Consider the following 13,819-nt stretch of genomic DNA (forward strand, 5'->3'; position numbering starts at 1 on the left):
TTTCAGGTAGACCGCAAACTCCGGTTTTACGACTGCTGCGCAGCCGAACGCAGGCTTCGCCAGCTGCTACAACAATTGCGTTACCGCAGAAATTGCTTAACTGACCGGCATTACGCACAGGGCGGGCGTTTTTCAGGCGTGCGGAAGAATCAGCGGTGTGATTCGACGAAACACTTCAAAATCTTCATGGTCAATGCCGCGATGAAGCCAAATCTCTTCACCCGCTGTACCATGACACCCCGTTTGCAGCGCGCCATCCCCACGCAATGGTGGGGGGGGCATGCATTCAGATACAAAGCGGATATTTTTTCAGGTTCAGGAACTCGCAATGACTCAATCGCAACGTTTGAAATACTCGATTCTGATCTCCCTGGTCGTGCTGGGGATCATGTTCGGCCTTTCGTATCTGCAAAACGAAGGTGTCATCAGCGAGAAGCTGTTTCAGTACATCGCCATCGGTGTGGCGGTCGTGGTAGTGGTGATCAACGGCATGATGCGTCGCAAGGTCAAGCCTTGAGCGACGCCCCGTTGAGCTGATCACTCGCGATGGAGCATGGCTACAGCGTGCGGATGCAGGCTGTAGCTTTTGTCTGGATTGAGCATGATCACGCCTTCGCTGCACAAACGTTTCAACACTTCCCGAACACTGAGAAAGGACAGGGGTATACCCAGGTCCAGCAACTGGCTGTGCACGCCGCGCACGCCAAGGCTGCGTTCGCTTTCAGCGGCGGCCAGCAAGGCATCAATGACTTTGAGGCGAACCAGGCTGGTCCGCAGGCCAAAGCTTTTGAGCAGCAATCGGATGCGTTCATTACCGCTGCGCTGTTCGAAAATGACGGAACCCACGGCAGGGCTCGTTGGCGCGTTGCTACCGTCCATTGGCAGTTGCGAGTTGTACATGCAATAACTCCTTTTTCCGAGCCGGCCAGAAAATGTGATGGGTGCTCTCAAATCATTTAGACGAACGAGCGCGTCAAATAATGAAGGCCAGGATGTAGAAAATTTGTCGACTCCATGTGAGTGTCATGTCATTTAGGGCATCTGGACTGTCTTTGCGAGCCTAAATTTTTGTTTTTTTGTTTCGTTTCAGTGAGAGGGCAGGGTGTTTGTCTTTTCGATCAGGAGCGAGCGTGATTATTTCCAGGCAGTTAACCAGGTTAAGCCTGGCGGGTTTGTTGGTGGGGCTGAGTCTTGCAGCCAATGCGCGCAGTCAGCCGGAGCAGGCGAGCGCTGATATTCGCCGCACCGGTTTTGGCGTGCCACACATTCGTGCCGACAACGAGCGAGGGCTCGGTTATGGCATCGGGTACGTTTACGCTCAGGACAACCTGTGTTTGCTGGCCAATGAAATTGTCACGGTCAATGGCGAGCGTTCACGGTATTTCAGTCCGGATCAGCGGACGGTCGAGGCGCGCGAAAACCTGGTCAGCGACCTGTTTTTCACCTGGCTGAATACCCCCGAAGCCGTCGCCGGTTTCTGGCAGGCGCAAACGCCTGAAGTACAGCAACTGATGGAGGGTTATGTCGCCGGCTACAACCGTTCGCTGGCGGAACGTCGCGAACAGGGTTTGCCAGCGCAGTGTAAGGGGGCGTGGGTGCGCGAGATCAGCGCCGAGGACCTGGTCCGGTTGACCCGTCGTCTGCTGGTCGAAGGCGGAGTAGGGCAGTTTGCCGAAGCGCTGGCCGGGGCCGCACCACCCAATGCCGTCACGCAGGTGACCGATGAATCGCCGTCCTTCCAGCTGGCCGCGTCGCGTCTGCAACGGTTTGCACTGGATCGCGGCAGTAACGCGGTGGCCATCGGCAGCGAGCGTTCGTTCAATGGTCGCGGGATGTTGCTGGCCAATCCGCATTTCCCCTGGGTTGGCGGGATGCGCTTCTATCAGATGCACCTGACGATCCCCGGCAAGCTGGATGTGATGGGTGCTGCATTGCCCGGGTTGCCGGTGATCAACATCGGCTTCAACCAGCACCTGGCCTGGACCCACACCGTGGATTCGTCCAAACACTTCACGCTGTATCGACTGCAACTTGATCCCAAGGACTCGACCCGCTATCTACTCGACGGCCAGTCCTTGCCGATGAAGAAACAGACCCTGACGGTAAACGTGAAGCAAGCCGATGGTCGGATCACTCAGGTTGAGCATGTGGCGTACAGCTCGGAATTTGGTCCGATCGTGCAATGGCCGGGAAAACTGGATTGGGACCATCGGTACGCCTACAGCCTGCGCGATGCCAACCTGGGCAACGACCGGGTCTTGCAGCAGTGGTATGCGATGAACCAGGCAAGCAGCCTCAAGGATTTGCAAGCCTCGGTGCACACCCTTCAAGGTATCCCGTGGGTTAACACCCTGGCCGTGGATGATCAGGGGCAAACGCTGTACATGAACCTGTCGGTGGTGCCCAACGTCAGCGCCGAGAAACTGGCCAGGTGCAGCGATCCGCGGGCCGGCTTAGAAATGATCCTGCTCGACGGTTCCAACCGTGCGTGTGCCTGGGACATTGACCCGCAGGCTGCACAAAAAGGTATCTATGCCGCCGACAAGCTGCCGCAGTTGTTGCGCAAGGATTTTGTGCAGCACTCCAATGATTCCGCCTGGATGGCTAACCCGACGCAACCGCTCACCGGGTTCTCGCCGCTGATCAGCCAAGAGGGCCTACCGCTGGGCTTGCGCTCGCGTTTTGCACTGGCTCGATTGGGCACACTCAACAAGGCCGGGCCTTTGACGGCGGTGGATTTGCAGCGGATGGTGATGGACGACGAGGTGTATCTGGCCGCTCAGGTCATGCCGGATCTGTTGCAGTTCTGTGCCGGTGACTTGGGGGCCGATGCCGTGGCGTTGAAACCCGTGTGTGCCAGCCTCAAGGCGTGGGACCGTCGGGCGAATCTGGACAGCGGTCTGGGGTTTGTGCACTTCCAGAATGTCATGGAGCCGTTGCAGGAGATTTCCAACATCTGGCGTGTGGCCTTTGATCCCAACGATCCACAAAACACCCCGCGTGGTCTGGCCATTGATCAAGCGGATGTCGCCAAGGCCCTTCGCGACGCGATGCTTGATTCAGCAGAGCAAGTGAACGCCCAGGGTTTGAAACCTGACGCGCGCTGGGGTGATATTCAGGTGGTCAGCAGCGGCGGCCAGCAAACACCGATTCATGGTGGCCCGGGCACACTGGGCGTGTACAACGCCATTCAAAGCGTACCGAGAACAGACGGCAAGCGAGAGGTGGTCAGTGGCACCAGCTATTTGCAGATAGTGACTTTCGATGACAAGGGGCCGCAAGCTCAGGGTTTACTGGCGTTTTCGTTGTCCAGCGATCCGGGTTCGAAGTATTCGCGGGACCAGACACAGGCGTTTTCGAACAAGCAACTCAGTGTGCTGCCCTTCACTGAGCAGCAGATCACGTCAGACCCGCACTACCAGGCACAGACGATCCGTGAGCAGGATAAAAAGGCAGGAAAGGTGGCTGCGCAGTAACAGCAAAGTCCCCTGAAGCCGACATGAAGGCCGCTGCCTGCAAGGGGAGCGGCCTTCAGCTTTTAGGCGTTTGGGTCGGAATTGAATTGAGGACCGGATTGCCGTCCTTGTTGCGGGTCAGGTAAACCGGCAGCACCTTGGGCAGGGAGGCCACCAGGCTGTTGAGTTCCTTGATGTTGTAGATACCGCCGAGGCGGATCTGGCCGGTGCTGTGATCGGCCACCATCACCGGTTTGCTCAGATAACGATTGATCAACGGCAAGGCATCGGCCAGTGACAGGTTATCGAGCACCAGTTTGCCACTGCGCCAGGCCAGCGAATTGTCATTGGCATAGGTCTGACTGATTTGTGGTGTGAAATCGCCGTGTTTGAAACGCGCCTGCATGGCAGGGCCGAGACGTAAGCCATCGCCGGGAAGGTCGTCATTGCTGGTGACCAGTACCGAGCCTTCGATCAGATTCACGCGGACCTGGTCTTCGTACATCCAGACATTGAATTGGGTCCCGGTGACGCGAATCCTTCCGTCTGCGGCCCTGACTATAAAAGGGTGAACCATGTCATGGCTGACGCTGAAGAACGCTTCGCCTTTTTTCAGCGTTACGCGCCGCTGATCCTTGTAGTTGCGGAACGTCAGCTCACTGCCAAGGTTCAGTTCTACCCGACTGCCGTCGCTCAGGGTGACCTGACGGGCCGTGTCGCTGGCTTCAAAGTGCTGATACGAATTCGGCAGCCAGCCCATGTTCCAACCGCTGAAAGCCGCGAGTGGCAATGCCACCGCACAAACGGCGGCGGCAATGCCGAGACTGCGCCAGGATGAAGCCGGTTTGAAACGCGCAATGGGTTCGACCGCTTCAGGACGCGGCAGCGCCCCTGCGACCTCCCAAATCTCCAGCATGGCCTCGTATTCGAATGCATGCAGCGGATGAGCGTCGCGCCATTGTTCGAAGGCGACCCGTTCTTCGGCGGTACAGTCGACAGCATGCAGACGCATGCACCAATGCGCTGCGGCATCGGTGATCGCGTCAAATTCGGCTGGCGTTAGAGAGTTGTCGGTCATTGACTCATCCTGATTTCCAGCATTCTAACCTTGCGGGGAAGCCTGCGAGAACTGCCGTCATGGCAATTAACCATCAAACATTGGTTATTTTTGCAGTCAGGGGGTGCTGACGTGCAGTTGGCGTCCCAGATGACCGATCAACCAGGCAATGCTATCGGCGTTCCCGAGCTGTACCTTCAGCCTGATCATGGGGTCTTTCTTGAACGTATGGCGGGCGCCGCTCAGGTTTTCTGCGCCGGTCAACGTCAAGATATGCTCTTTCACCCGTTCCGTATCCTCATGAGTTGTATTACCCAGATCCTCCCATTCTCCGGTATCAGGGTCCTCAACCATGAACAGTTGGGTATAGGGGGTCCTGAGCGACAGTGCGGTACTTTGAACCGTCGTCAACTCGTTTTTGAGGGTTTCGGCAAGCGGGCTGGACGTATCAATCAGATCAGCGAATGGACGGCCGGGGTCAAGGTAGGCAATGTCTTCGGCGTTACAAGCGATGTGTCCAAGCTCATGAAGAATCGTCATCGCTCGGCTATGGGCGCCAATAGGGAATTGCCCGTCGCTCAGGTGCTGGCGGTAGTTTTCGAAGTTGGGCGCGAAGAATTTTTCGGCCAGGTGAATTTTTTTCTTCGCGTCCGAGGGAATGATAAAGGCAAAAGTATGCTCCGCGCCGGCAATCACCCTGCCGACCACTAAACGTTCGGAATCGGACTTTCTCAGCGTTGGGTCCAGCAAGGCTGTAAAAATCTCTGTCACGACTTTTTCAAGATGCGCGACATGCGCGGGCAGTGCTTGCGATACGCCCATGAAGTCGGCGATGAGCTGATGCACCGGGGTGTTCATGTCGTCGGAAGACTTGAGCAATTGCAGGTTTCGGAAACTGGTCCAGGCATAGGTGGTGGCCTGGTCCAGCGCCTCGTCGATCAGACGGGCCTTTTGCGGAAACAGTCGACGGATCCTCGGCATGCCACTGGCGTCGATGTTCATGCCTCCCCACACCGCTAGTGCGGTATCCAATCGATTGACCAGGCTGAAGTGGGGTACCGCGGCGCCCCGGTTCAGGACCCATTGTTTCGCCTGGTTTTGGCGCAGCACTGGCCCGCGGTTTTTGGTGCCTGTAATGCGCCAGCGGCCGCCGTGCCTGGCGACCGGATACACTTTTCCTTCAACTGCTGCGTAGTGCTTCCTGGTTGTGGAGTGGGTGTAGAGCCCGAGCGTCGAGTCTGATGCCAGTGAACCCAGATCCACGTCGATGCTTTCATGGCGGCTTAGCTGGGTGCGTTCGGGAGCGGTGACGTCGACGTCATGCCAGTTGAATCGGCGGGCGGGAGTCTGCGGGACATCGACCTGTGGCGAAGTCAGCTGCGTTTGATTGCCCAGCGAGCGTCGTAACGTAGCGAGTTGAGCAATGCCGTTGATGAATTCTCTTATTGCGGCCCCCCATTTATGCGTCTGAAGGTCCTCGGCGGATTGCTTGATGTGGCGGTAACTGCGCCAGACCGTAATAGGGTAGGCGAGCTTACCCATGAAAAATGAGCAGGCTTCGTGGAGGTCTTCGCCCAGCACATGTTTGATGATCTCCCATTCACTGTGTTTTTTGTCGTCGGACTGACAACCCAGCAATCGAACCAATAGCGCGGCGTTGTCATTGAACAACTGACCGAACAGGTGCCCTCTGATCGGATTGGACGCCAGTGTGACTTCGCTGACCGGCTTGTCGGAAGACGCCCTTGCTGCTCGGGTCGTGCGGTTATTGGTGTTCGCCATTCGGTGATTCAGCAGGGTCCGGTCGGCCTCGGGCAGGTGTGTGAGTACCCAGTCGAGCAGCGGTCCCCGCGTTTTCAACTCCGTCAACAGTTGCGCTTCGTTTTCATATTCCTTGATCCCGTGACGTGGGCTGTGTGGCGCAAGCAGGACTTGCGGCCCTGCGCTATCAGTGTTTGAGCCGATCAAGTAAACACCGGGAACTGTGATCGTCTGTGCGCTCTTGACCCCCAGGAACTCAAGCGGGCGAATCATGGCGTGGGTGCCGTCGACTGCCGCACGGGCGATAGCGTCGGGCATGTCCATGATTTGCCGGATCAGATCAAATCCCGTTTCGCTCAGGCGTTCCTGCAGCTTTTCCGTGTGGGCGTAATGCATCAGTTGCCAAGGCAATTGTCGGTAAAACCGGGTTCTTCGAGCTGCGTTGGCGGGGGTGTCTGCAAGGGCTTCGCTCAGTATTTTCTGCTGGTGCTCGCCCGGTTTCAGGTTTCGTATCAGGACTTTGATGTAGCCTTCGTCCATATCTTCGGGAATTGCGGTGTTATCAAGTGATTGCAGTGTGAACCGGGCCTGATCCAGATCCTTGAAAGGGGTCAATGCAAAGTCGGTAAGGGTTTCAGTACGGGCCGGCGACGTCGGGCGTGCGCTGATCTGGATCAGAACCTTGTCCGGGTCGATGTTTAAGTCGTCTGCCTTGAGTTTTTTTTCAAGTTCGACCTGAGCCGTACGCTGCAACGACCGTATGCCCGTCAAGTAATCCTGGTCGTCATTGACGTTGTTGAGGTATTGCTGAATCAGTTCGCCATGCAGTACCAGATCTTTGATGGACGCCTTGGTCAGCCATGCCGGCAATGTTTCCTGAGTCGCCAGGGACTGGGCAATGTCCGTTGCGGTGCGTAATCCCGTCAGTGGAGCCCGTAGTGACACCAGATTCAGCATGTCCGCCAGCAGCGAGGGAGAGACTGGTGTCGCCAGCGCGCGGGTGATGCATGTCTGGTCAAGATGGACATAGGGTTTTTGAAGATGATCGAAAAAATTCCCGTGTATCCGTTGCAGGGGCGCCAGCGCATAGCTTCTACCCGGCAAACGCTCGCTACGGCCAAGGTTCTCCAGAAGTGTTAAACGCATAACGTCGTGCTTGAGGCGTTGATCAAGCACGGCGCGTAATCGTGACAGTGTCCCGAAGGCTTCAAATCCCGATGCCGGCGTCCACAAAATCGTCTTGCCCGAGTGCAGGGGGTCCAGGCCGCCTCGTTCAGTCAACACAAAACAACTGGCCAACTGCAACGGGTCTGCCAAATCAGTGGCCTTCAAAGCGAGGGCAAACACGTCCGGTAGAAAACCGTTCAAGGCGGCACGCTGTAAGTGTACCGGGCTATCGAGCACGGTTTTGATGATCGCCTGCGCCGTCGAATCCAGGGTGCGTGTGACCGTGCGTAGCTTCAATTCGCTGCGCAATGCGGTTGACAAGGTATGGGTAAAACTCGATTGCAGGTTAGCCAAGGATGAACTGACGAGGCTTTGTACTTGCTCGAAGGTGCTGAGGCCTGCGGGGATGGCCGGATACTGTGTTTTCAGTTGATCGAGTGCCTGTTCAACCGAATCGAGCAGCGCCAGTTCCTTTTTGGCTGACTCGGCTCGTACAGTCGCCGGTTGCCCACTCTTGCGCTGGTCGACCCTTGTACTCCAGCGGCCAGCGGCATCGGTGGACAGTAGCCGATCGTCGAGCAGTCCACGGACATCCAGCGCATTATCAAGCAAGGCATGGGCGGACAGTGTGCCTTCGCTTTCACGGTAACGGCTCAAGGCATGGCTGAGGTTGTCCCGTTGCTTGTCAAGAATATCGGCCATTACTGCTTCAAATACCGGACCTGTGACCGGGCGGCCTTCAATCAAGCACTCCTCCGGTGGCAAGGCCAGAAAGGTAGCGCGTTCATCCAGCGACATGAAGTTGAGCAGCGTGTCTTCATGCCCTTCGCTTTTCATCATCTGCAGCACGATTTTTTTGACGGCTGACAGGTCGTCAGTCGCTTCGATGCCTCGGGACGGGGTGTACAAAAAGCCCAGCGTGTCGGCACCTCCGATCATCAAGGCTGAGGCCAGCTCGGCAAAATGCTTGAAAGGTGCAGTGACTCGCACCTTTTCCACGCGCAGCGCGACGTCGGAGGGCGCGAGGCTGACATTCATCAGCCTCATATATTCTGGCGCTGATAAGACGCCTTCCTGGCGCAGGATCAAAAGCTTCAGGTGGAACGTATCGCGTAAGCCCTCGGTGAAAAACGCCCGACGCGACAATCCATTACTCATGGCGGTGTTCCAGAACACATCGAGTTGATTGTGCAAGTGCGGCGTGAAGCTTTGGGCGATCTCTTTTACCGCACCTTCCCACGCCAGGTTATCCGCATCGCTGCTGACGCTGTGCCCGGGATGGGAAAAGACCCTGGAATCGCCTGCGGGCCACTGGTTGGTCAGGTAAAAGTGGAGAAGTGCATCCCCCAGTGGAAGCGAGGAAATCGTGTGCTGGTACTCGTCGACGTCAAAGGCGGAAATAGTCCTGACAAAACTCTTGAGTCGCGTAAGGCGCTGGTCGAGGCCCGGAAACGGCTTGTGCAGGGCGTTTTTCAGCGTGTCGTTCAGCATCGATTGCAATGTCGGCATCTTGAGCAGTTCGGCCATCATCGACTGGATGTTCTGCGTCTGATTGCTTTCAAGGGTGAGCTGCTGGTCCTGGAACACCGCGCCCGTGATTGCTTTCGTGGAGATGTCAGGTGTGGCAGCTAATGCGCAGCGTTGTCCGATGGAGAGAAAACGCAACAGCTCACGTTTGCCGGTATCCGATGCCAGCCACTCCTTGAGTCTGCTTTTGAGGTCATCCATGTCCGCGAACTTGATCAGGCCTTTCCATGGCGTGTAGAGCGTGACTTCTCCATCCAGGGGGCGGCTCATGGCGAACGTGCCGGCCAGTGGAACATCGTCTGTGCCTGGCATGCTCAGCGACAGCTGCGAAACATGCATGGGGTCTTTTTGCGTGGTGCGGGCTGTGTTTGTCGCCAGATAAACGTTCTTCATCCATTTCAGGTCATCAAGCGTAAAGCCGAGCGCTTTTTCGCGGTCACCGGGTTCTCGGGCACCGGCGGCGCGTTGTGCTTCGTCAAAAAAATACGGCAGTGGGGAAGCAGTCATGGTTGTCCTCGATGTGTTGCGATCGATTGACCGCAGTCGTTAAGTCGAGGAAAAACAGTACGGCCGCTGGAAGGCTCATGTGCGGTACATATTGCTTGAACCAAACTGGCGCTTGAGGCTTGACAGGACGCCGGTACAACAGCGCTTAATCGGCGACTTTTCAGGTTGCCCTGCAGCCTCGCTTCACGCTGTTGCCCGTACTCAAAAATAAAATTGGAGCTTCAGATGACCGTATCGCCCGAAATGGCCGCCAGGTCGAATACTCAAACGCTCGATTTCGACGGGCTCGTTCAATTGCTCGAAAAGATTTTTCTGCGTCATGGCACCTCTGCCGAAGTCGCCCGGACGCTGGCCCTCAACTGTGCTGGCGCCGAGCGTGATGGTGCTCACAGCCACGGCGTTTTCCGTATTCCCGGTTATGTCTCGACGCTGAACAGCGGCTGGGTCAATGGCCAGGCCGTGCCGGTGGTTGAAGACGTTGCCTCGGGTTTTGTCCGGGTCGATGCCGGCAATGGTTTCGCCCAGCCGGCCCTGGCGGCTGCACGCGCCCTGTTGGTGGAAAAGGCTCGCAGCGCCGGCATTGCAGTGCTGGCGATTCGCAACTCACACCATTTCGCCGCCTTGTGGCCGGACGTCGAACCGTTTGCCTATGAAGGCCTGGTGGCGTTGAGCGTGGTCAACAGCATGACCTGCGTGGTGCCCCACGGCGCCGATCGCCCGTTGTTTGGCACCAACCCGATCGCCTTTGCTGCCCCTCGGGCCGGCGGCGAGCCGATTGTGTTCGACCTGGCCACCAGCGCCATCGCCCATGGCGACGTACAGATCGCGGCACGCAAGGGCGAGCGTTTGCCGGCAGGCATGGGCGTGGACAGCCTTGGCCAGCCGACGCAGGACCCGAAAGCGATTCTGGAAGGCGGCGCACTGCTGCCGTTTGGCGGGCACAAGGGTTCCGCCTTGTCGATGATGGTGGAACTGTTGGCGGCCGCGCTGACCGGCGGCAATTTTTCCTTCGAGTTTGACTGGTCGAACCACCCGGGTGCCAAGACGCCCTGGACCGGTCAACTGTTGATCGTGATCGACCCGAGCAAGGCGGCCGGGCAGAATTTTGCCGAGCGCAGTCAGGAACTGGTTCGGCAGATGCACGGTGTTGGGCTCAAGCGCCTGCCGGGTGATCGACGTCATAAAGAACGGGCCAAGTCCGGTTCGCAAGGTATTGCGCTCGACGCCGAGACGCTGGCGAACCTGCGGGAACTGGCGGGGCTCTGAGGCTCAATGCAGGTCAGTAGAGCCGACGCGGACTTTGTAGCAGCTGGCGAAGCCTGCGTCCGGCTGCGAAGCAGTCGTAAAGTCAGGCGATTCGGTGTTTCAGAAAATCCGCGTGTACAGGATTGACGACTGCTACGCAGCCGGACGCAGGCTTCGCCAGCTGCTACAAATCCGTGTGACGCAGGCAAGAGAAAGGCGAGCCCATGGCTCGCCTTCTTTTTGCTGTGTAATGCGGTTCTGTTTAACGCCGACCGAGCAACAACCCGACCACCAGACCAAATCCGGCGGAAATGGCCACGGTTTGCCATGGATGCCCACCAATGTAGGTTTCGGTGGCATCGAAGACAGGTTGGGTACGGTCACGCACACGGTTGACCGAATCCCGAGCCTGCTGGAGTTTCAGGGCGATTTGCTCGCGCAGGGTCTCTGCTTCCTCACCGACCAGCGCGGCGCTGCGGGTCAGCAGTTTTTCCGACTCTTCGATCAGCGTTGCCAGCTCGCTGAACGCCAGTTCCTTGGATTGGTCTTCGGCGATTTGTGCAGCGGTTTTCCGAGCCATGGTGGTACTCCTTGCAGGTAATCAGGCAGTGAACAATGGAGTCTAGCCCCGACGAAAAAGTTGCAGCGAATTTTCGCGTTGACCCCGTTGGGTAGAAAATTCCTGAGTCAGACGTTTCGTCCTACAGTGTAAGATGTCGCCTATTTTACGCAGCAGGAATTTCCCATGAGCTTCAATCTGGCCGACAAACCTCTCGCCGAGCGCGCTGCGCTTGAAGATGAAAAATCCCGTCTGTTCGACCTCTGGCAAAGCAACCTGGGCAAATCCAAGGGCGAGGCGGCGCGCTTGTTCGGTGAGCGCGCCAAGCGCAAAGGCAAATGGGCTGAATGGGTCCGTGCCGAGCTCGACGCGATGTCGCCGCCGGAGTTCGCCAACATGGTGCGCAGTGAAGTCAATCGCCTGATGGCGGCCAACAAGTAAGGCCGGGCCTCAGGCAAAACACGCGACAATCGCTTCGCGCACTTTCAGTACCACCGGATCGAGCTGTGTGCTGGTGCGCCAGCCCAGTTCGATCGGGTAGCGCGGCAAGGCCAAAGGGCAGGGCAGCAGCGCCAGCCCACTGAGCGCAGCGATGCTTTGCGCGGCATGCGCCGGAATGGTCGCCACCGCCTGACTGCCCTTGAGCAAGTGCGGTAACGCGGCAAAGTGCGTGGTCGACGCACACACCCGGCGACTCAGCCCCAGCGCTGCCAGCCCTTCGTCGGTGATGCCGATAAAACCGCCGGACGATACCAAAATATGCTCGCGCGCGACGAACTCGTCGAGGCTGATGACGTGTTGCCCTTCGGTCAGGCTGCTGCGATCCACCAGACATAAATACCCGCCTTCTCCCAACACCTGACGGCTGAGTAATCGCTCGGCAAATCCACCGGCGGTGATCGCCAGATCAATGCTTCGCTCCATCAGTGCATCGGCGACGATCTGGCTGTGGGTTTGCCGGAAGATCAGCCTCAGCTTGGGTGCTGTTCGGGCGATTTCCTCGATCAGTCGGCGGCCATAAGCGATCTCGAAATCATCCGACATCCCCACCGACACTGCGCGACCGTCGTACTGATGGGCCGCCGGATCGACCATCGCCAGACTCTGGCGACATTTGTTCAGCGCATCGCTGACCACCGGTTTCAGTTGGTTGGCCTTGAGCGTCGGCGCCATTCCACGGCCGGTGCGTACAAACAGCTGATCGCCATACACCTCGCGCAGCCTGCGCAGCGCGGCACTGACCGCCGATTGCGTTACGCCCAGGCGCAGGGCCGCACGGCTGGCGCTGGACTCTTCATGCAGCGCTTCGAAGACTTTGAGCAAATTGAGGTCGACAGTGGCGATATTCATAACGTTCATATCATTCAGCAGCGGATCGGGCTTTATTCATGATCCCGTGACGCCGGAGAATGGGCAATACCTGATGCCAATGGAGCTACTGCGATGCCCAAGTCAATTGTTGCCGCCCTGCAAATCGGGGCCTTGCCCGGTGGCAAGGCCGAGACCCTGGAGCAGATTCTTGCCTGGGAAAACGCCATTACGGAATCCGGGGCGAAATTGGTGGTGATGCCCGAAGCGTTGCTCGGCGGTTACCCCAAGGGTGAAGGGTTTGGCACCCAACTGGGTTATCGACTTCCGGAGGGACGGGAAGCGTTTGCCCGGTATTTCGCCAACGCCATTGACGTGCCAGGCGCCGAGACGGAAGCCCTGGCCGGGTTGTCGGCGCGCACCGGGGCCAATCTGGTGATCGGTGTGATTGAACGGGCTGGCAGTACGCTGCATTGCACGGCGCTGTATTTCGACCCGCAGGCGGGGTTGATCGCCAAGCACCGCAAGCTGATGCCCACCGGCACCGAACGGCTGATCTGGGGCAAGGGCGATGGTTCGACGTTGCCGGTGCTCGACAGCCAGGTCGGACGAGTCGGCGCGGTGATTTGCTGGGAAAACATGATGCCGCTGCTGCGCACCGCAATGTACGCCAAAGGCATTGAGGTGTGGTGTGCGCCGACGGTGGACGAGCGCGAGATGTGGCAAGTCAGCATGCGCCACATCGCCCATGAAGGGCGCTGCTTTGTGGTCAGTGCCTGCCAGGTTCAGGATTCACCGCAGGCCTTGGGCGTGGACATTGCCAACTGGCCGACGGACCGGCCGCTGATTGCTGGCGGCAGTGTGATAGTCGGGCCGATGGGCGACGTTCTGGCCGGGCCGTTGCGCGATGGGCCTGGATTGCTCACGGCTGAAATCGATACGGATGACCTGGTTCGCGCCCGATATGACTACGATGTGGTCGGGCACTATGCGCGGCCGGATGTGTTTGAGTTGACGGTGGATGAGCGCGCCAAACCCGGCGTCCGCTTCAACACCTGACCCCCCTTGTGGGAGCGGGCTTGCCCGCGATGCGGGAGTATCAGTCGACATCATTGTTGCCTGATCCATTGCTATCGCGGGCAAGCCCTAATGCCAGTCAGTTAAGCCGAACCGCACTTTGTAGCAGCTGGCGAAGCCTGCGTTCGGCTGCGCAGCAGTCGTGAAATTAGCCGA

The 13,819-nt window shown here is 58.0% G+C and carries 10 protein-coding genes; 5 read left to right on the plus strand and 5 right to left on the minus strand.

Annotated elements, in window-relative coordinates:
- Positions 1 to 328: 328 nt before the first annotated feature.
- Complete coding sequence (locus PMI22_RS07685) at positions 329 to 517, plus strand: hypothetical protein (protein WP_007947632.1); 189 nt, start codon at positions 329 to 331, stop codon at positions 515 to 517.
- Between the two features lie 20 nt (positions 518 to 537).
- On the opposite strand, the gene PMI22_RS07680 is transcribed toward PMI22_RS07685, so the two are convergent.
- Positions 538 to 900 (minus strand): hypothetical protein, encoded by a 363-nt coding sequence (locus tag PMI22_RS07680; protein ID WP_007947633.1) that lies wholly within the window; start codon positions 898 to 900, stop codon positions 538 to 540.
- A 230-nt stretch (positions 901 to 1,130) separates the two neighbouring features.
- On the opposite strand from PMI22_RS07680, the gene pvdQ reads away from it, so the two are divergent.
- Positions 1,131 to 3,476, plus strand: a complete 2,346-nt coding sequence (gene pvdQ, locus PMI22_RS07675; protein WP_007947636.1) for a bifunctional acylase PvdQ — start codon at positions 1,131 to 1,133, stop codon at positions 3,474 to 3,476.
- Positions 3,477 to 3,531: 55 nt separating this feature from the next.
- Here pvdQ and PMI22_RS07670 read toward each other — a convergent pair whose 3' ends face one another.
- On the minus strand, positions 3,532 to 4,533 hold the full coding sequence (locus PMI22_RS07670; protein WP_007947637.1) for a FecR family protein: 1,002 nt from the start codon (positions 4,531 to 4,533) through the stop codon (positions 3,532 to 3,534).
- A 96-nt stretch (positions 4,534 to 4,629) separates the two neighbouring features.
- A complete protein-coding gene (locus PMI22_RS07665) occupies positions 4,630 to 9,474 on the minus strand; it encodes a dermonecrotic toxin domain-containing protein (protein WP_007947638.1) in 4,845 nt (1,614 codons plus the stop codon).
- A 225-nt stretch (positions 9,475 to 9,699) separates the two neighbouring features.
- Here PMI22_RS07665 and PMI22_RS07660 point away from each other — a divergent pair, with 225 nt between their 5' ends.
- A complete protein-coding gene (locus PMI22_RS07660) occupies positions 9,700 to 10,740 on the plus strand; it encodes an Ldh family oxidoreductase (protein ID WP_007947640.1) in 1,041 nt (346 codons plus the stop codon).
- 241 nt (positions 10,741 to 10,981) lie between these two features.
- Here the strand turns inward: PMI22_RS07660 and PMI22_RS07655 are convergent, their stop codons facing one another.
- Positions 10,982 to 11,299 (minus strand): DUF883 family protein, encoded by a 318-nt coding sequence (locus PMI22_RS07655; protein WP_007947641.1) that lies wholly within the window; start codon positions 11,297 to 11,299, stop codon positions 10,982 to 10,984.
- A 165-nt stretch (positions 11,300 to 11,464) separates the two neighbouring features.
- On the opposite strand from PMI22_RS07655, the gene PMI22_RS07650 reads away from it, so the two are divergent.
- Complete coding sequence (locus tag PMI22_RS07650; protein ID WP_007947642.1) at positions 11,465 to 11,719, plus strand: hypothetical protein; 255 nt, start codon at positions 11,465 to 11,467, stop codon at positions 11,717 to 11,719.
- A gap of 9 nt (positions 11,720 to 11,728) precedes the next feature.
- Here the strand turns inward: PMI22_RS07650 and PMI22_RS07645 are convergent, their stop codons facing one another.
- Complete coding sequence (locus PMI22_RS07645; RefSeq protein WP_007947644.1) at positions 11,729 to 12,637, minus strand: LysR family transcriptional regulator; 909 nt, start codon at positions 12,635 to 12,637, stop codon at positions 11,729 to 11,731.
- A gap of 84 nt (positions 12,638 to 12,721) precedes the next feature.
- On the opposite strand from PMI22_RS07645, the gene PMI22_RS07640 reads away from it, so the two are divergent.
- Positions 12,722 to 13,645, plus strand: a complete 924-nt coding sequence (locus tag PMI22_RS07640) for a carbon-nitrogen hydrolase family protein (RefSeq protein ID WP_007947645.1) — start codon at positions 12,722 to 12,724, stop codon at positions 13,643 to 13,645.
- The last annotated feature ends 174 nt before the right edge of the window (positions 13,646 to 13,819 follow it).

Source organism: Pseudomonas sp. GM21 (assembly GCF_000282215.1).
GTDB lineage: Bacteria > Pseudomonadota > Gammaproteobacteria > Pseudomonadales > Pseudomonadaceae > Aquipseudomonas.